This is a genomic window from Ralstonia sp. AU12-08 (genome assembly GCF_000442475.1).
In the GTDB taxonomy this organism is placed as follows: Bacteria; Pseudomonadota; Gammaproteobacteria; order Burkholderiales; family Burkholderiaceae; genus Ralstonia; species Ralstonia insidiosa.
In genome coordinates, this window is record NZ_ASZV01000003.1 from 383373 (window position 1) to 402599 (window position 19227).

Consider the following 19227-nt stretch of genomic DNA (forward strand, 5'->3'; position numbering starts at 1 on the left):
CAGGCTGGCCGCTTACTGCCGCAGACCCTTCACCTTGTCTGCGGTGATATCAGCGGGCTGGCCGCCAAAGTTCGTGCGCAGGTAGTTCGTAAGTGCGGCCAGTTCCGTGTCGCTCATCTGCGCGAAGCCCGGCATCTCCTGCAGGGCTTCCGTGCCCGGGAAGCGCTGCGCCTCAATGCCGTCGAGCATGGCAACGAGCAGGTTGTGCGCATCAGCGTTGCGCACGGTGGCGTTGCCCAGCATCGGTACGGCAACGTGCGGCTTGCCCTCGCCATCGCGGCCATGACAACCGGCGCAAACGGCCAGGTAGCTCGCGCGGCCGGCCTTGAGCTGGTCGGCGTTGTCCGCCGTGGCGGCCACCGGCTTGAGCGGTTGCGGCGCGGGCGCCTTGTCGCCCAGCAGGTACGTTGCCAGCGCGCCCAGGTCCGCCTGATTCAGGTACTGCGTGCTCAGGTGGACCACCGGGTACATCTCGCCAAAGGCCGAGCCCTGCGGCGCAATGCCAACGCCAAAGAACGTCTGCAGATCGGCTTGTGTCCAGCCACGAGCCGCCAGGCCGGCGGGCGTGATGTCCGGCGCGACCACACGGCCCAGTGCAGCACCGGCGAGTGGTTTGCTGGCATCAAGCTGACCGGCAAACCCGCGCGGGCTATGGCATTCCGCACAGTGGCCCAGCGCATTGGCCAGATACCGCCCACGCTGCCACGCGGCAGCATTGCCGACCGATGCATCGGGCAGCGCGTCCTTCAGGAAGAACACGTTCCAGCCCGCCATGGCGATGCGGATGTTGTACGGGAAACGCAGCTCGTGCTCGCGGTTGGCGACTGCCACCGGCTTCACCTGCTGCGTCAGATACGCGTACATCGCATCGGTATCGCCACGCGACAGGCCGCGATACGACGTGTACGGCATCGCCGGATACAAATGCTTGTCGGGCGATACGCCGTCATGCAGCGCCTTGTAGAACTCGTCGGCACTCCACTTGCCGATGCCGTGGTCCTTGTCGGGCGTGATGTTGGTGCCGTAGAACGTGCCGAACGGTGAGGCCAGCGGCACACCGCCCGCGAACGGCGCACCGTCCTTGGCTGTGTGGCAGGCCGCGCAGTCGGCCGCGCGCACGAGGTAGCGGCCGCGGTTGATCAGGTCTGCACCGGTCAGCTTGGTGGGCGATGGTTGATCGGCAGCGGCCGGGATGTCGGTGGAGCGGTCACCGCAGGCGGCCAGCGTGGCGACCGCCAGCAGCGGCAACACGGCCAGGCGAGCCAGGCGAAACAGATTGCGATGGTTGGGTTGAGCCATGGTCATCGTCATCACTTGCCGTCCTTGACGAGTCCGGGTGTGCTCAGGACGACGTCCTTGACGGCCTCGAAGTAGCGCACGTAGCCGGTGCAACGGCAAATGTGGTCGTTCAGCGCTTCGGTGATGGTCTCGTCCAGTTGCTCACGCGCCACCGGCTGGCGCTTGAGGCGCTCCACCAGCACCGTCGCGCCGTTGACGAAGCCCGGCGTGCAGTAGCCGCACTGGAAGCTGAAGTGCTCCAGAAACTTCTGCTGCACCAGCGAGAGCGATACCACCTCGCCCTTCTCATTGCGCGTGGCGTGCCCTTCCACCGTGCGCACCTTCTTGCCCTGGAAGAAATGCGCACCGGTAATACACGTGCGGACTTCTTCGCTGGTGCCGTCTGGCTTGTCGAGGATGACCGTGCACGCGCGGCACACGCCCTGCCCACAGCCCAGGCGTGAACCCGTCAGGCCGGTGTATTCGTGCAGGAAGTCGATCATCATCAGACCTTCGGGCACTTGCACGGGGCCCACATCCTTGCCGTTCAGGTGCAAGGTGATCGGTTGGGTGGTGATGCTGCTCATGCCAGTACCTCCTGAATCTTTTCCGCGGTCACTGGCAGGCTCGTGAAGCGGTGTCCGATGGCATGCGCGATGCCGTTCACAATGGCGCCCACCACCGGAATCATCACCACCTCGGCGATGCCCTTGGGCGGATCGGTTTCCGACAGGGGCGGCAGCACCGTCCCGGTCTGCGTCCATACAGCCACGTCCTTGGCGCGCGGCAGTTGGTAGCGGTTGAAGTTCCAGGTGCCGTTGCCGGGGCCGTCTTCATACAGCGGCAGGGATTCGTGCAGTGCATGACCGATACCCATCGCCAGACCGCCCTGCAACTGCCCCGACACGAGCTGCGGCGAGAGTTGCGAGCCGCACTCCATGATCGAGTGGTGCGACAGCAGTTCCACCTTACCGCTGGCCTCATGCACCGACAGCTCGACCAGCGTGCCGACCGCGCTGTAGTACGTGACTGACGCGTTGTTACGCTGCGTGGGCGCGATGTACACCTTCTTGCGATCGAGCACGTGGTAGCCGCCGGCCGTCGTCATCTTGGCCTTGTGCGCGGCATCGGCGTTGTCGCCATAGCGCACGGACAGCCCATCGATCGGCACGCGCGTGGCCGTACCGTTCACATCGAAGTCCGCCTCGCTCCACTGCCAGCGGTTGAACACGTGCACCACAGCGCCCGTCACCAGGCCCAGGTCGTGCGCCTTCTTGACGATCTGCTCGTAGGGCAGCGCCTCCAGGCCGCCGGCCGTGAGCTTGCCGTCCACCCAGCGCGCGTCTTCCACACGCACCACCAGCGAAGTCGCCTGACCACCGCCAATGCCCTGGCTCCAGATCGCCATGGCTGCCGGCCACAGGCCGTGCATGAAGACGATGCGTGCCGCCTCACGCGTGCTGTGCGTGAAGTAGTACGCCGAGTTGGTCGCACTGGCCGGTGATGCATAGGCCGGAGACCAGCGCGGGTTGGCCGCCAGCTTGTCCTGGTCGGCCTGGCTCATGATGTACGGATCGCCGCTGGTGGTCACGGGCAGGTCTGCCCAGTCCGTCACCGCCACGCGCACTTCCGATGCAGGGCGGCCCAGCCAGCGCGCCACGGCCATCGCCTGCGAGGTCGACATGCCGGTGCCGATCTCGGCCCCCGTATGGTTCAGCACGATCTGCCCGTCAGCGCGGATCTCCACCTTGGCGAACGAGGCTTCCGCACCCGTACCGAAGTCCTTCTGCACACACGCAAAGCCCACGCCGTAGCGCTTGCCCGGGTGCGCCGCTTCAAACTCGGCCTTCTTCTTGGCGCGGTTCACCCACATCGGGTGCACCTTGGCGGCCTCCAGCACTTCATCCACGCGGATGGCGCCGGCAGGAATCGCGCCCTGCGTGTTCTTCATGCCCGAGCGCAGCGCGTTCTTCAGGCGAAACTCGATCGGGTCGAGCTTCAGTTGCTCGGCAAACTCGTCGACCATCATTTCGGTCGCGGCCATGCTCTGCAGCGTGCCGTAGCCACGTGCCGAGCCCGCGTCGATGGCGCGCGAGGCAATGGCCACCGTGGCGAGGTCGTTCTTCGGGAAGTAGTAGATCGACTGCGCAGCCGTGGCGCCCACCATCGCCACCGACGGCGAGAAGTTGCAGCGCCCGCCGCCGTTGGCCTCGAAATCGCCCTGGAACGACTGGAACAGGCCCGTCTTCTTGTCCACAGCGATGCGGTAATGCATCTTGAACGCGTGGCGCTTGATGGAGGTCTGGAACTGCTCGTAGCGGTCATTGGCCAGGCGCACGGGCTTGCCGTCTGCGTACAGCGCCGTCACCAGGCCGTAGAACGGGAAGTTGTAGTGGTCTTTCGAGCCGTAGCCGACCGTGTAGCACGGGTGCACGATCACCTGCTTCACAGGGAAGGCGCCGCGGGCCTTGGCCAGCATCTCGGCCGTGCTCTCGCCCACTTCAATCGGGCTTTGCGTGGGCACCACCATGTGCAGCGTCTGCGTGGCACTGTCGTACCAGCAGTTGGCGTTGTCGGCTTCCAGCGCGGCGGTGTCGATGGACTGCGTGTTGTACTCGCGGTCGAGCACCAGCCAGTCTTCAGGCGGCTTGGCCAGTTCGTCGCGAATCTGGCCGGCGTAGAACATGCCCTGCTCGCCCAGCTTGCCGTGGTCCACACCATCGGGCCACACGGGCTCGTGCTTGCGCATCTGGCTGGGGAAGATCGGCGCGTTCTTCAGGCTGGAGAACACGTCGTCGTCATACGGCGTCTGACCACCTACGCGCACGAAACGGAAGGTGCCCCACGGGTCGCGCTCCAGCGGGCCGGTCACCGCGCCGTAGCGGATGATCTTGTCCTGGAACTTGAGCTTGTCTTTCGCAAAGCGGAAGCGCGCGAAGTCGTGATAGATCAGGATAGCGACCGCGTGGCCGTGATACGCAGGCGTCTTGCCCGTCGGCAGCAGCATGTCGTCGCCATAGAACGCGGGGAAGGCCACGCCGTCGCGCGCCAGGTCTTCCGCGGTCACAACGCGATCGGGCTTCAACTCGTCGCCCAGCAGGCTCAGGTCAAAGCCCTCGTACGTGCGGTCGGCCAGCGTGGTGCGCAGAATGCATGCGTGCGATTGCTGCTGCGGCCAGTGCGGCATGTCGCGCGAGCGGATGTCGCGGGCGAACACCTTGTCGCCCGTGACCTTGGCAATGCCGTCAATACGGAACTTTGGGGTACTGGTCTTGGGGTCCCACTGGACCGGGGTGAGGATCTTTTCTTCAAACAGAGCCGCAAATGCGCGGCCGCCCAACGGTGCGATAACCACCGAGACGCCGGCCACGACAGTCGCTTTCAGGAAAGCGCGGCGCGACGGATGGGTAAGCGGCATGAACTTCTTCCTCGAAGGAATGCTACGGCGCACCCGCGTTCGGCGGGTGGCGTGGGGAGGGATGGGGAGCCTGGGTGCAAGTGATTGCCAGGCGGCTCCGCCTCTTTCGATTTTGGTATTCGCCTTGACCCAAGACAAGGCGCGATGCCGAATATCGTCTATTTGGCGGACGTTATCTGCCTTGGCACAATTTTGTGCATACGCAGCAGTGCGTGACCGCTGCGTTGGCTGCGTTTAGCGCCAGTCTGCGGCCTGCGCGCTGACACGCGCGCGCACAAAATCGATCAGCGCGCGCATGGCGGGCGAAGCGTACCGATTGGGCAGCGTGAGGATGAACAGGTGCGTGCCCAGTCCGCCCACCTCATAGCCGGGCAGCACGCGCTCGAACGGTGTGGCCGTAGCGCGTGTTACGTAATTGGGTAGCAAACCGATGGCCATGCCGCGCGCAACCGCATCGGCCAGGAACGGAAAATCCTCCGACTGCATGCGCGGCTCCACTGTCACGCTGTGCTGCATGGTCTTGCCGCGCACGGTGCGCGAAAGCGCCAGCGTCAGGCGCCGCCCCGGCATGGGCGGGCAAACAATGGCTTGTTCGACCAGCGCCTCGGGTGTTGCCACCGGGCCATGCGTCTTCAGATAGGCCTTGGTCGCAAACAGGCTCCAGCCGATCGGGCACACCTCACGCGCAACGGTGTCCTGCGGCGGCGCCGAAGTGATCTTGAATGCCACGTCAATCTCCGAGGCAATCAGGTCATTGACGCGGTTGTTGAACGTCACGCGCAAGGTCACGTTCGGGTGCTCGCGCGCGAATTCGAGCAGCATGTCGCCCAGGAAGAAGCGGCCGAGCCCCGTCGGCACACTCACGCGCACGTGGCCGCGCACGGTCTGGCCCAGGCCGTCGATGGAGGCGCGCGCGGTCTCCACCTCCTGCAGCATGCGGCGGCCGTGCTCGAACAGCGTCTCGCCCGCCTGTGTCAGCTCCAGGCTGCGCGTGGAGCGGCGCAGCAGTTGCGCGCCCGTTTCTCGCTCCAGCACCTTCAGGCGGTTGCTCAGGTTGGAGCGCGTCATGCCCAGCTTTTGCGCGGCAGCAGTAAAGCTGCGCGCTTCCACAATCTCGACAAACAGGTGGATGAGGTTGAGGTCCATGATGGAAGCGGGCTGCAAATCGACGGGCAGTGTTGTTCAATGGCATTCACCAGTGTGCGCAATACTAAGCGGATTGTTCAGTACGATTCAATCCGGCATGCTGCGCAGATCAAGCAGAGGTCCAACCCAATAACGAGACCTTGCCCCCCAAGGAGACACGCATGACCGCCAGCCTCATCTTCGAAGACCGCCCCGTCGATGCCGACACCCTGCTCGCGCGTGGCGCGGCCCTTGCCGGTGGATTGCGCCGCATGGGTGTGCAGGAAGGCGACGTGATCGGCGTGCTGATGCGCAATGCGCCGGCCTACATCGACGTAATGCATGCGTGCCGCATTGCAGGCTGCCACTTCTGCCCGATCAACTGGCATTTCACGCCGGCCGAGGTGGAATTCCTCATGCGTGACTCGGGTGCCAAGGTGCTGATCGGCCATCGTGACCTGGTGGACGCGGTGGAGCCGCTGCTGCCGCCGCTCGTGCAGTTGCTGCGCGTGGATGCTGAAGGTACTGACCGTGCGGACGGCTATGCCAACTGGCTCGCGCTGCAAACACCGTACGACGGGCCGCTGGTCTCGCCGCGCGGGCACATGGCCTACACCTCTGGCACCACGGGCCGGCCCAAGGGCGTGGTACGGCAAGCAGTGCCGCTAGATCAACTCGACACGCACCTGCAACAAGCGCGCGCTGTGGTGGCTGCCACCTTCGGCATCGTGCCGGGCTGCCGCGCGCTGCTGCCGGCGCCGCTGTATCACAGCGCCCCCAGCCTCTTCGCCCAGCAGGCCGCGCAGATGGCGGAAGTGCTGGTGCTGCATCCACGCTTTGATCCGCTGCGCGTGCTGGAGCAGATCGAGCGCTACCGCATCGACACCGTCTACCTCGTGCCGATCATGTACGTGCGCATGCTCAAGCTGACGGAAGAAGAGCGCAACCGCTACGACCTCTCCTCACTGCGCTTCGTGGCTTCCACCGGCGCACCGTGCGCACCCGAGATCAAGCGCAAGATGATCGACTGGCTCGGTCCCGTCATCTATGAGACGTATGCCTCCAGCGAGACCGGCATGATCACCGTGATGGACCCGCGCGATGCCGCCGCCCGCCCCGGTAGCGCCGGCCGCCCGGTGTGCGATGCCGAGGTGCGCATCCTGCGTGAAGACGGCACGCCCTGCCCCACCGGCGAGGTCGGCCTGATCTACAGCCGCCAACCCGCCTACCCAGACTTCACCTACCGCGGCAATGACGAAGCGCGCAGCAAGATCGAGCGCGACGGTCTGGTCACGCTCGGCGACATGGGTTACCTCGACGCAGACGGCTACCTGTACGTGTGCGATCGCGCCTCAGACATGGTCATCTCGGGCGGCGTGAACATCTATCCGGCCGAGATCGAACACGCGCTGCTGCGCCACCCCGATGTGGTGGACTGCGCCGTCTTTGGCGTGCCGTGCGATGAATACGGCGAACGCCTGGTGGCTGTCGTTCAGACCGAACGCGAAGGGCTGCAGGCCGAGCCCGTGATCGACTGGCTGCGCGGCCAGATTGCCGGTTTCAAGATCCCGCGCCAGATCGAGTTCACGGCCGCCCTGCCGCGCGACGACAATGGCAAGATCGCCAAGCGCCGCCTGCGCGATGCATGGTGGGGCGACCGGCAGCGGCGCGTCTGACGCCCGAACCGCTGCTGGCGCGGGTCAAGCAACCGCAGCAGCCTGCGCCGCGCCTGACTTGGCAAACAGCGTGCGCTCCGTGAACTTGATGTTCTGCGGATCGTAGTACAGGTCGGCCCACGCGCCAGTCGTCTTCAGCACCAGCGGGTTGGCAGCCGTGGCCTTCGATTCGCCCGCGCGGAAGCGGTAGTGATCGAACAGGCGGATGGCCTCGATCGCGTAGGCCATGACGATGGCCGGTTCGTAGATGGCGATCAGGCTGTCGCCGTTCTGCTCCTCGCCGCCCTTCGACAGGTTGGAGGAGCCGCAGAACACCACCGGCTCGTCGCCGTTGAAATCGCAGACGACAAACTTGTGGTGGATGTGCTGGCCGGTGCCGGCATCCACTTCCTGTTTGAACGGTGCGGGCGCCTCGTCCTTCAGGTAGGCGAACGACACAGTCTGTGAAGGCACGTCGCGGCCCGGTGCGAAGGCATCCACGCCGCCCTCCTTGTCGATCACGCCCAACGAGAGCAGCCCTGCCTTGTGCGGCACGACCTGTTCCAGCGTGGTCAGCATCTCGCCGCCGCCATCGGTGGCCATCACCGCAAACAGTACGGACGACAACGCGCCCTTCACGCGGTCAGCCGCCTCGGAGAGCAGCGCATCCGTCTGGTGCGGCGAAAAGCCGAAGCGTGCACGCGGCGCGCCGCCCTGTGGCACGGCCTGCCAGTTGGCGGCCAGCGCATCGGTGCGGAAGGCCGTGGCCACCTTGCGGCTGCCGGCGGCGTCTTCACCGTATTGGCCGATCAAACCCCAGATGTGCTCGAACACCTGCGCATAGAGCTGAGCAGGCTCCTGCTCGAACACCAGCACGCTGTTGGCCTGCACGTACAGCCCACGCAGCGAAAAATTGGCCGAGCCCGCCAGCACGCGCACTGGTTTGCCGGCGGCATCGCGCAGCAGGATCGCCTTGTGGTGTTGAAAGCGTGCGAAGTGCGTGCGGCGAACATCCGCCCCGGCCTGCTTGAAATAGTCGGTGGCCTGCGTCTCAAACGCGTCGTCGGTGCCGTGCCCGGTCGGGTGCGCGCCTGTGCCGATGTAGTTGTCCTGGATCACGCGCACCTTGCGGCCGTTCTGCGCGAGCCACGCAATGGCGCGAATGATGTCCGGCTCGTCCAGGTCATAGGCCAGCACGTCGATGCCATAGCCGTCGGATGCCTGGCACTGGTTGAGCAGATCGATGATGAGGTGGCGGCCAGTGGCCCCCAGATAGGCGTACTTGTTCTGGTAAGGCTGCGTGTCATACAGCAGCGGCGATTTGGTCTGTGCGCGCTTCTCGGGCGCCAGCGCCGTGTTGCCGCCGTAGTGGTCAATGAACGCCTGCGACGACACATAGCCGCGCACCATGCCCACTGTGGCCCAGTCGCTCATGGGTTGATGCAAGGCCACGTTCACGTTGCGTGTGGCGCGTGTTTCAAGCTGCACCGGGTTGGTGGACACGAAGTAGCGCGCGTGCACGGTGTAGGTGTACTGCCCGGCGGCGTGCGGCGGAAAGTGGACCCAGTGGAACGACTGGAATGGCGCGTCGATGGAGTCGGCGTATTTGCCGGCCTGCAGGGGGGCATCCGCGTGGATGGGCGTGTCGAACGTCAACCGGTTGGGCACCCAGTAGGGCGCACCACCCTGCGGCGTGCACTGGATGGCAAAACCGGCCAGATCAGCACGGTCTGCATCGGCCACGTCAAAGGCAAACAGCACCGCGCTGTCGCCCTGATACACCTTCACCTGGAATGAATCGACGGATGTCGCCATGGGGGTCTCCTGGGGTGGCAAAGCATCCGGTTTTTATAGCACCGCGATCGTGACAATCCTCTGACGCAAACGGCGTATTTTGCAGGCGCCATGCGGGTTTACAGGCGATGCGTTCAACGCCGTTTCAATCGGATCTGCAAGAATTCGCGTACACGTGGATACGGTCGCGCGTTCCGGCGGGCAAAAAAAAAAACGCAGCGGAAACCGCTGCGTACGATGAGAACGTGAGGGGAGACCTCTCCTCGCCTGCGTAAGTTACCCGTAAGTTATGACAAAAAAATGTCACGCGACTGTCTTAATCGCCGCTTTTAGGGCAAAACTGCCAACCAAAAGCGAAATTCTTGGCGGATGTGTATGTGTAAATCACATATTCAAGCGATGTGACCTGCTTGCGCGTGAGCCCCAAGCCCCGCCAACGGATGCGCACTTGCCCGCCACGGCGACGACAGGAAGTGCTGCACCCGCTCCGGCCGTACCCCGGCAAGCGTGGACGGTGCCCACCCCGGGCGGTGGTCCTTGTCGACCAGATACGCGCGCACGCCTTCGCAGAAATCGCCGTCTTCAATCCCACGCGCCACGATGCCCAGCTCCATCTGGAAGCACTCGGCCAGCGACAGCTGCCGCCCACGCAGCAACGCCTCGCGCGTGACATGCAGCATGGTCGGCGAATGCGTGGTCATCGCATCGAGCGTGGCCTGCAGCCACTGGCGCTTTTCGTGTCCCGGACTGCGGGCCGATTCGCGTTCGAGGCTCTCGCGCAACGTGGCGACAATGCGATCCACCGTTGAACGCCGATCGAAATAGCGCAGCACCCACGGCATGGCCTGCGCCAGCGGCGCGTGCGGAACAATGTTGCACGGCGGCTCAAACACGCGGCGCAGGGCCTGCAGCAGATCACCGTCGTGCGGCATGCGCTGCAAGCGGTCTTCCAACGTGGCCAGCCATTCCGCCGGTACGCACAGATCCGCAAGGTGGCAATGCAATGCGTCGGCGCCGGAAAGCGTCACACCCGTCAGCCCGACATACAACTCCAGTTCGGGCGACATCACGCTCAGGAAACGCGTTGCCCCCACGTCGGGCAGGAAGCCAATGCGCGTCTCGGGCATCGCCATCTTCGTGCGTTCGGTCACCACGCGCAGGCGCGCCGCCTGCCCGAGACCCATGCCGCCGCCCATGGTGATGCCGTCCATCAGCGCGACGATGGGTTTCGGGAACTGGTGCAGCGCGTAGTCGAGCCGGTATTCGTCGATGAAGAATTGCAGCCAGCCGTCATCGCCGTTCCGGCGGCCCTGCTTGGCAAGCTGATAGAGCGAACGCACATCGCCGCCCGCACAGAAGCCCTTCTGGCCCGCGCCGCGCAGCACCAGCGCGACGATGCTGTCATCGTGGCGGCACTGCTCCAGCAGCACGGCCAACTGCCGCACCATGTCATGCGACAGCGCATTCAACGCAGACGGCCGGTTCAGCGTGATGATGGCCACGCGGTTCACCACGTGCATCAGCACTTCGGGTTCGGCGGCGGTCTCGGGCGGCGGCGCCTGCATCTGGACTGCGCTCATTGCAGCGTCTCCGATATCTGGACTGCGCTCATTGCAGCGTCTCCGATTCATGAGCGGTGTGTGCCTGCCAACGCGGCGTGCGCTTTTCCAGGAAAGCGTTCACGCCTTCGCGCTGATCGGGGTGATCGAACAGATCAACAAAACGCTCGCGCTCCACAGCCAGCGCCGCGCCACGCGGCACACCGTTGCGCGCCTGGTGAATCAATTGCTTGCTGAACGTCACGGCCTGCGGGCTGAGCGTCGTCACCCGCAGCGCCATGGCGATGGCGGCCTCGCGCGCGGCACCGGTCTCGACCACCTCTTCGACAAGGCCGATGCGCAGGGCGGTCTGCGCATCAACGCGCTCGCCGGTCAGGATCATGCGCTTGGCCCAGCCTTCGCCCACGAGCCATGGCAGCGTCTGCGTGCCGCAACCGCAGCACAACAGGCCGACGGCGGTTTCGGGCACAGCGAGCTTGGCGTGGGCTTCGGCGATGCGGATGTCGCAGGCCAGCGCGCATTCCAGCCCACCGCCCATTGCAAAGCCGTTGATGGCGGCGATCACTACGGGGCGCGCATTCTGCAACGCCTCAAATGCCGCGCCGAAACGTGCAGCGGCCTCGCGTGCCACATCGCGGTCGCCATCGGCAAAGGTGTTGAGATCAGCCCCGGCACTGAAGAACTTCGGGCCATCACCAGTGATGACGATGGCGCGCACGCGCGCATTGGCGTTCAGTTGCTCGGTGGTGGATTGCAGTTGCAGCAAGCCCTCCGGGGTGAACGCGTTGGCGGGCGGACGCTTGAGCGTCAACAGCGCGACAGTGTTGTCGTGGAGGAAGTCGAGTTCGATCATCATGCGGCTCCGTCTTTCCGGTACAGCTTGATGACGGCGGAGAAATCCAGCTTGCCGTCGCCCTTGCTGCTCACGGTCTGATAGAGCTGCTGTGCGAGTGCACCCAGGTAGACAGGCTGATGAACGGACTTGGCCGCATCACCCGCCAAGCCCAGATCCTTGAGCATCAGGTCCGTGCCGAAGCCACCGGTATAGCCGCGCGACGATGGCGCGGTCTCGATCACGCCGGGGAATGGGTTGTATGTGTCCGAGCTCCAGCAGCGCCCGGTGGACGTGTTGATGATGCCGCCCAGCACCTTTGGGTCGATGCCCAGCGCCTCACCCAGCGACATGGCCTCGGCCACACCCGCCATGGTGATGCCGAGCACGAGGTTGTTGCAGATCTTCGCGCCCTGGCCTGCGCCCGTATCACCGCAGTGCACGAGGTTCTTGCCCATGGCGGAGAGCACCGTGCGCACCTGTTCGAACGCCGCCGCACTGCCGCCCACCATAAAGGTGAGCGTGCCCGCAACCGCCCCGCCCGTACCGCCCGAGACCGGCGCGTCGATGAAGGTGTTGCCATGCTCGGCCGCAAGCGCCGCAAACGCCTTCACGCTGGCAGGGTCGATGGTGCTCGAATCGATGATGGGCACGCCCTTGGCAATGCCGGCCAGCACACCATCCTCCGCTGTCAGCACGCTGCGCACATGTGCAGCCGCGGGCAGCATGGTGATGACGGTCTCTGCCCCGGTCACCGCTTCCTTGGGTGAGGCAGCCGCCACGGCGCCGGCTTCCACCAGCGCCCCGACTGCCTGCGTGTTCAAATCGAACACGTTGAGCGCGTGGCCCGCCTTGAGCAGGTTGCGCGCCATCGGGGCGCCCATGTTGCCCAGGCCGATGAATGCGATCTTCATGACAACGCTCCTTGGCCGCTCAGCGCAGGCTGATGGTGGTGTTCACGCCGCCGGCATCGACCGCGTCGTCAAACCAGCGCGCGGTAACCGTCTTCGTCTGCGTGTAAAACTGCACAACCTGCTTGCCGTACGGGCCCAGGTCGCCCAGCTTGGAGCCGCGCGAGCCGGTAAAGCTGAAGTAAGGCACCGGCACCGGGATCGGGATGTTGATACCGACCTGGCCGACATCGATCTCGCTCTGGAACTTGCGTGCCGACGCGCCGCTCTGCGTGAACAGGCCCACGCCGTTGCCGAACGGGTTGGCGTTGACCAGCGCAATGGCTTCATCCAGCGTCGCTGCCGTCAGCACCACCATCACCGGCCCGAAGATCTCGTTGGTGTAGATGTCCATATCGGTCGTCACATCGGTGAAGATGGTCGGGCCGACGAAGTTGCCGTCCTCATAGCCGGCCACGCGGACGTTGCGGCCGTCCAGTGCCAGCGTGGCGCCTTGCTGTACACCCGATTCGATCAGCCCAAGAATGCGTTGCTTGGCGGCGCGCGAAACGACAGGGCCAACGTCCGTGCCTGGCTCCACGCCGGCATTCACCTTGAGCGTCTTGGCCTTCTCCACAAGCTCGGGCACCCACTGCTGTGCCGCACCCACCAGCACCACGACAGACGTTGCCATGCAGCGCTGCCCGGCAGCACCAAAGGCCGCACCGGCCAGCGCATTGAGCGTCTGCTCACGGTTGGCATCCGGCAGCACCACGGCGTGGTTCTTCGCGCCCATCATCGATTGCACGCGCTTGCCGTGCTCACTGCCCAGGCGGTACACATGCGTGCCCACGGCGGTGGAGCCCACGAACGAGATCGCCTTCACGTGATCATGCGTGCAGAGCGCATCCACCACATCCTTGCCACCATGCACAACGTTCAGCACGCCCGCCGGCACACCGGCTTCCAGCGCCAGTTCCACCAGCATCATGGTCGACAGCGGGTCCTGCTCCGACGGCTTCAGCACGAACGTGTTGCCGCACACGATGGCCATCGGGAACATCCACAGCGGGATCATCGCCGGGAAGTTGAATGGCGTAATGCCTGCGCACACGCCAATCGGCTGGCGCAGCGTGTAGGTATCGACCGCGCCGGCCACGTTCTCCAGAAACTCGCCCTGCTGCAGTGAGCCGATCGAGCACGCGTGCTCCACCACTTCCAGCCCACGGAAGATGTCGCCTTCGGCGTCAGGCAGCGTCTTGCCCTGCTCCGCCGTGAGCGTGCGCGCGATGCGCGGCGAGTGCTCGCGAATCAGCGCCTGGAACTTGAGCATGATGCGCATGCGCGCGCCCACCGGCGTGTTCTTCCACGTTGCAAAGGCCGCGTGTGCGGACTGGATGGCCGCATCCACCTCGGCTGCCGTGGCAAACGGCACGCGCGCCAACACCTCCTGCGTGGCGGGGTTCACGATGTCGCGCCACTCCTTCGACTTGGACTCGACAAACTCACCGCCGATCAGCAGCTTGACGGTGGGCGGGGTGTCTTGGTGGGCGGCAGTCTTGGCGGAAGCGAGAGAGGCAACGGCGCTCATGTGGGTCTCCTAGGCAAATCGATGGCGGGGTTCAATGGGATCAGCGGCATCCGGAATCAGGCGAAGTCTTCTTCCCAGAACTCGCCGGTCATGCGGGCAGGTTCAGGCGTGCGCTCCAGTTCGAGCCGGCGCAGCTCAACGCGGCGGATCTTTCCCGAGATGGTCTTGGGCAGCTCGCTGAACTGCAGGCGGCGGATGCGCTTGTAAGGCGCGAGCTTTTCGCGCGAGAACAGGAACACAGCACGTGCCAGTTCGGGCCCGGCTTCGTAGCCCTGGCGCACCGTGACGAAGGCCTTGGGAACCGACAGGCGCAGCGGATCGGAACTCGGCACCACGGCGGCCTCGGCAATGGCCTCGTGCTCGATCAGCACGCTCTCCAGCTCGAAGGGGCTCAAGCGATAGTCGGACGACTTGAACACGTCGTCCGTGCGGCCGACGTAGACGAAGTAGCCGTCATCGCGACGCATGGCCACATCAGACGTGTGGTAGTAGCCGTTGCGCGTGGCTTCCGCCGTAGCCTTGGCGTTGTTGGCGTAACCCTGCATCAGGCCCAGCGGGCGATGCGAGAGCGGCAGCACGATCTCGCCTTCGCTGGCGGGCTGGTCATCGTGGTCGACCAGTTCTACGCGGTAGCCCGGCAGCGGGCGGCCCACCGAGCCCGGCACCACCGGCTGGCCCGGCGTGTTGCCGATCTGGCAGGTGGTCTCGGTCTGGCCGAAGCCATCGCGGATAGTCACGCCCCACGCGCTGCGCACGCGCTCGATGATCTCGGGGTTCAGCGGCTCACCCGCACCAACGATCTCGCGCAGCTTGACCGGGTACGACGCGAGCGGCTCCTGCACCAGCATGCGCCACACGGTGGGCGGCGCGCACAGCGTAGTCACGCCACAGCGCACCAGCACATCGAGCGTGTCTTTCGGCACGAAGCGCGCGTAGTTGTAGACGAACACGCAGGCCTGCGCATTCCACGGCGCGAAGAAGCAACTCCACGCGTGCTTGGCCCAGCCCGGCGAACTGATGTTCCAGTGGATGTCGCCCGGCTGGAGGCCGATCCAGTACATGGTCGACAGGTGTCCCACCGGATAGCTTTGGTGTGTGTGCTCCACAAGCTTGGGCTTGGACGTGGTGCCGGAAGTGAAATACAGCAGCAGCGGATCGGTGGCCTTGGTCGCGCCATCAGGGATGAACTCAACCGGTGCGCTGTAGGCACCGGCCAGATCGATCCAGCCCTCTCGCTGTGCCCCCACCGCGATGCGCCTAACGCCAGCATCCACCGTATCGAACTTGTGCAGTTCCGCCGCATCAACCACCACGCAGTTCGCCCCGCCCAGCTCCACGCGATCGCGCACGTCGCCGGGCGATAGTTGCGTCGTAGCGGGCAAAACGACAGCGCCCAGCTTCATGGCCGCCAGCATCACGTCCCACAGTTCCACGCGGTTGGGCAGCATCAGCAGCAGACGGTCGCCCCGCACGATGCCGAGGCCGCGCAGGAAGTTCGCCATGCGCGACGAGCGCTCGGACATCTGCGCAAACGAGAGCTTCAGCCCGTCGCCTTGCAGGTCGTCGACGATCCACAGCGCCGGGTTGTCGTTGCCGCGCGCCATCACATCGAAGTAATCGAGCGCCCAGTTGAACGTGTCCAGCTTCGGCCAGGTGAACTCGCGGTACGCGCGGTCGTAGTCGGTGCGATGGCGCAGCAGGAAATCGCGCGCCTCGACAAACCCCTTTGCTGCAGATGCCACTTCGTTCATCGTCGTCTCCTGGTCGGCGCGTGCGCGCTCTTTCGTCGCTGTTTCGTACTCGGTCGATGCTGCGTACGACGTCCTACACGTGCCGCGCAATCACCATCCGCTGGACTTCGCTGGTGCCTTCGTAGATCTGGGTGATGCGGGCGTCGCGGTAGTGGCGCTCGACGGCGTAGTCGGCCAGGTAGCCGTAGCCGCCGTGGATCTGGATGGCGTTGGAGCAGATTTCCTCGGCCAGTTCCGACGCATACAGCTTGGCCTGCGAGGCTTCAGACAGGCAGGGCTTGTCGGCACTTCGCAGGCGCGCTGCGTGGTGGACGAGCAGCCGCGCCGCATTCAGGCGCGTGGCCATGTCGGCGAGCATGTTGGCGATGGTCTGGTGCTCGCGCAGCGCCTTGCCGAACTGGATGCGCTCGTTCGCATAGTTGCGTGCGGCATCGAATGCGGCGCGCGCAATGCCCACAGCCTGCGCAGCAATGCCGATGCGCCCGCCTTCCAGGTTGGACAGTGCGATCTTCAAGCCCTCGCCGCGCCCGCCCAGCAGGTTCTCTTCGGGCACGGCGCAGTCTTCCAGCGTGATCGGGCAGGTGTCCGACGCACGAATGCCAAGCTTGTGTTCCGGCCGCCCAACATGAAAGCCCGGCGTGTCCGTCGGCACGATAAAGGCGGAGATGCCACGCTTGCCGGCCTCGGGGTCGGTCACCGCAAACACGATGGCGATGTCGGCCCGCGCGCCGTTAGTGACGAACTGCTTGTTGCCGTTGAGCACCCACTTGCCATCGCGCAATACAGCACGCGTGCGCAGGTTGTTGGCTTCGGACCCGGCATGCGGCTCGGTCAGGCAGAACGCACCGATCGCCCGACCCGTGGCCAGGTCCGGCAGGTAACGCGCCTTCTGCGCCTCGGTGCCGAACTTGAGGATCGGGCCGCAGCCCACCGAGTTGTGCACGCTCATCATCGTGGCGCAGGCGGCGCAACCGGCGGCCACTTCTTCCAGCGCGAGCGCATAGGCCACGTAGTCGGTATAGGAGCCGCCCCACTCGGGCGGCACGATCATGCCCAGCAGGCCCAGTTCGCCCATCTGGCGGACCACGTCATCTGGCAGTGCACCATCGCGGTCCCATTGCGCCGCGTTGGGCGCCAGGCGCTCGGTGGCAAAGTCGCGGGCAGCGTCGTGGATCATCCGCTGCTCTTCCGTGTAGAAATCGTCCATCGCTTGCTCTCTGCTTGCCGACTGCGTGACGGTGCGTGCATGGGCGCCTTACACTGTGCAACCCATCAGGGTAGCGTTCACGCGGCCATTCGATGGGGAAAAAGTGTAGGCACGCGGCGCGCCAGCTTCGATGCCCGTCACGCTCAACTTGCGTGAGCGGATTTGCCATACTGCGCTGCCGCAACGTTCGCTACAACGATGAAGAACAACGAAAAAGGGACCGTCTCCGTCAGCCTCGTCAACGAGGCCGTGACACGCGCACGCGCGCACGGTGTCGACACGCTGCCGATCATGGCGGCCGCCGGCATCACGCCGCAGATGCTCGCCTCACCACGCAGCCGCGTGTCGTCTGCCCAGTACGGCGTGCTGTGGGCCGGCATTGCGCAGGCGATGGACGATGAGTTCTTCGGGCAGGACGCCCACCCCATGCGCTGGGGCAGCTTCGTGACGATGACGCAGGCGGCGCTCACCGCGCGCACCGGCCGCCAAGCGCTGCAGCGCGCAACCGGTTTCCTGCGGCTGGTGCTGGATGATCTGCACGTGCAGATTGAAGAAGATGCGCAGCGCGTGCGCCTGGTGTTCGTGCACCGCAAGGGCACGCGGGTGCCGCCCATGTTCACCTACGCCACATGGCTCATCATGGTGTACGGGCTGGTCTGCTGGCTGGTCGGGCGGCGCATTCCGTTCATCGCCGCGCGCTTCCGCTGTGCCGCGCCGCAAGATGCGCAGGAGTACCGCCTGATGTTCTGCGATGACATGGCGTTCAAGCACAGCGCGTCTTATGTCGATCTATCGCCCGCCTTTCTTGACCTGCCGGTCATCCAGACCGCCGCATCCATCAAGACCTTTCTGCGCGATGCGCCGGGCAGCTTCATCGTCAAGTATCGCAACCCGGATTCATTCGCGGCACGCGTGCGCAAGACGCTGCGCAACCTGCCGGTGGCAAGCTGGCCGGCATCAGACGCGATGGCGCTCAAGCTGAACGTGGCCGAGGCCACTATGCGCCGGCGCCTCAAGCTGGAAGGCCACACGTATCAGTCCATCAAGGATGACCTGCGGCGTGACATCGCCATCAGCCAGCTGCAGGACACGCGCCGGACGATTGCCGACATAGCAGTCGCCGTCGGCTTTGCAGAGCCGAGCGCATTTCACCGCGCCTTCCGCAAGTGGACGGGCATGCGGCCGACGGACTATCGATTGGCCAGCGCCGACTGAGACTCGAGGACCAAGTCCTCTGCGCTTGCGCCACTCACCTCTCGCAGCGTCTCCAGAAACAGCTTGAGCACCGGCGATGTGTCGTCCACCCGGTAGTGCACGTACAGCGGCACGGCTGGCAGTGCGGGCTCCAGCGGTTTGAAGACCACCCCCGGCGGCGCCAGGTTGGCGGTGGACCCAGGCAGAAGCGCCACGCCAAAGCCGGCGCTTACCAGCGCCAGCAGTGTCTGCACCTCGGTCACCTGCTGGCGCACCAGCGGCGCAAACCCCGCCTGGATGCACAGATGCATCAGGTGGTCAGCAAAGCGGGAGCGCTTGGATTCGAATGCGACGAAGGGCTCGCCAGCAAAGTCGCCAAGCGCCAGGCTGGCCTGCCCCGCCAGCCGATGTGAGGCGGGCAGCGCCATCACGATCGGCTCTTGCTGCAGCAGTTCGCTGCGCACGGCAGGGTCTTCATGGCCGAGGCGGAAAATGCAGGCATCGATGCGGCGCTCCTTGAGCGCGGCCACCTGCGCGGCGGGCGTCATCTCTTTCAAGCGCCACTCCACACCGGGATAGCGCTCGCGAAACTGGCGCAACGCCTCGGGCAGCAGCCCCACCATCACCGAGCTGATCATGCCGATTTCCAGCTCGCCCACCTGGCCACGGCCGGCCTGCCGCGTGAGATCGAGTGCGCGATTCAACTGCTCGAACACCAGCGGCGCCTGCTCCTTGAGCGTGCGACCGGCGGCCGTCAGTTCCACGCGATGGTGGCTGCGCACGAACAGCGGCGTGCCGATCTCGTCTTCCAGCAGGCGGATCTGCTGGCTCAGCGGCGGCTGCGACATGAACAGGCGCGCCGCTGCTCGCCCGAAGTGCAGTTCGTCGGCCAGGACCGAGAAGTAGCGCAGCAGGCGAATGTCCATGATGTGC

The 19227-nt window shown here is 65.2% G+C and carries 14 protein-coding genes; 2 read left to right on the forward strand and 12 right to left on the reverse strand.

Features of this window, described 5'->3' with window-relative positions:
- Positions 1 to 12 precede the first annotated feature (12 nt).
- From C404_RS32850 to C404_RS32865, 4 genes are all read right to left on the reverse strand, one after another.
- The gene (locus tag C404_RS32850) at positions 13 to 1311 is read right to left on the reverse strand and encodes a c-type cytochrome (RefSeq protein WP_021192933.1); all 1299 of its coding nucleotides are present in this window, start codon (positions 1309 to 1311) and stop codon (positions 13 to 15) included.
- Positions 1311 to 1865, reverse strand: a complete 555-nt coding sequence (locus tag C404_RS32855; RefSeq protein ID WP_021192934.1) for a (2Fe-2S)-binding protein — start codon at positions 1863 to 1865, stop codon at positions 1311 to 1313. Before C404_RS32855 ends, C404_RS32850 begins: the two co-directional genes overlap by 1 nt.
- Positions 1862 to 4696, reverse strand: coding sequence for a xanthine dehydrogenase family protein molybdopterin-binding subunit (locus tag C404_RS32860; protein ID WP_021192935.1), 2835 nt, complete (start codon positions 4694 to 4696; stop codon positions 1862 to 1864). The genes C404_RS32855 and C404_RS32860 overlap by 4 nt, the downstream gene beginning before the upstream one ends.
- A 234-nt stretch (positions 4697 to 4930) precedes the next feature.
- Positions 4931 to 5842, reverse strand: coding sequence for a LysR family transcriptional regulator (locus tag C404_RS32865; RefSeq protein ID WP_021192936.1), 912 nt, complete (start codon positions 5840 to 5842; stop codon positions 4931 to 4933).
- Between the two features lie 161 nt (positions 5843 to 6003).
- Between C404_RS32865 and C404_RS32870 the strand changes: the two genes are divergently transcribed.
- A complete protein-coding gene (locus C404_RS32870; protein WP_021192937.1) occupies positions 6004 to 7497 on the forward strand; it encodes an acyl-CoA synthetase in 1494 nt (497 codons plus the stop codon).
- A 24-nt stretch (positions 7498 to 7521) separates the two neighbouring features.
- Here C404_RS32870 and C404_RS32875 read toward each other — a convergent pair whose 3' ends face one another.
- The 7 genes from C404_RS32875 to C404_RS32905 all read right to left on the reverse strand — a co-directional run bounded on the left by C404_RS32875 (position 7522) and on the right by C404_RS32905 (position 17100).
- Entirely contained in the window at positions 7522 to 9291 is a 1770-nt protein-coding gene (locus tag C404_RS32875; RefSeq protein WP_021192938.1) for a phospholipase D-like domain-containing protein, read from the reverse strand.
- A 371-nt stretch (positions 9292 to 9662) separates the two neighbouring features.
- Complete coding sequence (locus C404_RS32880; RefSeq protein ID WP_021192939.1) at positions 9663 to 10850, reverse strand: enoyl-CoA hydratase/isomerase family protein; 1188 nt, start codon at positions 10848 to 10850, stop codon at positions 9663 to 9665.
- 28 nt (positions 10851 to 10878) lie between these two features.
- Positions 10879 to 11682, reverse strand: a complete 804-nt coding sequence (locus C404_RS32885; protein ID WP_021192940.1) for an enoyl-CoA hydratase — start codon at positions 11680 to 11682, stop codon at positions 10879 to 10881.
- Positions 11682 to 12575, reverse strand: a complete 894-nt coding sequence (gene mmsB, locus C404_RS32890; protein WP_021192941.1) for a 3-hydroxyisobutyrate dehydrogenase — start codon at positions 12573 to 12575, stop codon at positions 11682 to 11684. The genes C404_RS32885 and mmsB overlap by 1 nt, the downstream gene beginning before the upstream one ends.
- Before the next feature lie 19 nt (positions 12576 to 12594).
- Positions 12595 to 14142: a CoA-acylating methylmalonate-semialdehyde dehydrogenase gene (locus C404_RS32895; protein WP_021192942.1), complete on the reverse strand. Its 1548-nt coding sequence runs from the start codon at positions 14140 to 14142 to the stop codon at positions 12595 to 12597.
- A 56-nt stretch (positions 14143 to 14198) separates the two neighbouring features.
- Positions 14199 to 15893 (reverse strand): AMP-binding protein, encoded by a 1695-nt coding sequence (locus tag C404_RS32900; RefSeq protein ID WP_021192943.1) that lies wholly within the window; start codon positions 15891 to 15893, stop codon positions 14199 to 14201.
- A gap of 73 nt (positions 15894 to 15966) precedes the next feature.
- On the reverse strand, positions 15967 to 17100 hold the full coding sequence (locus C404_RS32905; protein ID WP_021192944.1) for an acyl-CoA dehydrogenase: 1134 nt from the start codon (positions 17098 to 17100) through the stop codon (positions 15967 to 15969).
- Between the two features lie 198 nt (positions 17101 to 17298).
- On the opposite strand from C404_RS32905, the gene C404_RS32910 reads away from it, so the two are divergent.
- Positions 17299 to 18315: an AraC family transcriptional regulator gene (locus C404_RS32910; RefSeq protein WP_021192945.1), complete on the forward strand. Its 1017-nt coding sequence runs from the start codon at positions 17299 to 17301 to the stop codon at positions 18313 to 18315.
- On the opposite strand, the gene C404_RS32915 is transcribed toward C404_RS32910, so the two are convergent.
- On the reverse strand, positions 18291 to 19220 hold the full coding sequence (locus tag C404_RS32915; RefSeq protein ID WP_021192946.1) for a LysR family transcriptional regulator: 930 nt from the start codon (positions 19218 to 19220) through the stop codon (positions 18291 to 18293). The two genes, C404_RS32910 and C404_RS32915, sit on opposite strands and share 25 nt — an antisense overlap.
- Positions 19221 to 19227: the final 7 nt, after the last annotated feature.

What these genes read in the sequence shown, in the direction of transcription:
- C404_RS32850 (WP_021192933.1), bottom strand. Translation starts at nt 1,311, where the DNA reads ATGACGATGACCATGGCTCAACCCAACCATCGCAATCTGTTTCGCCTG.
- C404_RS32855 (WP_021192934.1), bottom strand. Translation starts at nt 1,865, where the DNA reads ATGAGCAGCATCACCACCCAACCGATCACCTTGCACCTGAACGGCAAG.
- C404_RS32860 (WP_021192935.1), bottom strand. Translation starts at nt 4,696, where the DNA reads ATGCCGCTTACCCATCCGTCGCGCCGCGCTTTCCTGAAAGCGACTGTC.
- C404_RS32865 (WP_021192936.1), bottom strand. Translation starts at nt 5,842, where the DNA reads ATGGACCTCAACCTCATCCACCTGTTTGTCGAGATTGTGGAAGCGCGC.
- C404_RS32870 (WP_021192937.1), top strand. Translation starts at nt 6,004, where the DNA reads ATGACCGCCAGCCTCATCTTCGAAGACCGCCCCGTCGATGCCGACACC.
- C404_RS32875 (WP_021192938.1), bottom strand. Translation starts at nt 9,291, where the DNA reads ATGGCGACATCCGTCGATTCATTCCAGGTGAAGGTGTATCAGGGCGAC.
- C404_RS32880 (WP_021192939.1), bottom strand. Translation starts at nt 10,850, where the DNA reads ATGAGCGCAGTCCAGATGCAGGCGCCGCCGCCCGAGACCGCCGCCGAA.
- C404_RS32885 (WP_021192940.1), bottom strand. Translation starts at nt 11,682, where the DNA reads ATGATCGAACTCGACTTCCTCCACGACAACACTGTCGCGCTGTTGACG.
- mmsB (WP_021192941.1), bottom strand. Translation starts at nt 12,575, where the DNA reads ATGAAGATCGCATTCATCGGCCTGGGCAACATGGGCGCCCCGATGGCG.
- C404_RS32895 (WP_021192942.1), bottom strand. Translation starts at nt 14,142, where the DNA reads ATGAGCGCCGTTGCCTCTCTCGCTTCCGCCAAGACTGCCGCCCACCAA.
- C404_RS32900 (WP_021192943.1), bottom strand. Translation starts at nt 15,893, where the DNA reads ATGAACGAAGTGGCATCTGCAGCAAAGGGGTTTGTCGAGGCGCGCGAT.
- C404_RS32905 (WP_021192944.1), bottom strand. Translation starts at nt 17,100, where the DNA reads ATGGACGATTTCTACACGGAAGAGCAGCGGATGATCCACGACGCTGCC.
- C404_RS32910 (WP_021192945.1), top strand. Translation starts at nt 17,299, where the DNA reads ATGAAGAACAACGAAAAAGGGACCGTCTCCGTCAGCCTCGTCAACGAG.
- C404_RS32915 (WP_021192946.1), bottom strand. Translation starts at nt 19,220, where the DNA reads ATGGACATTCGCCTGCTGCGCTACTTCTCGGTCCTGGCCGACGAACTG.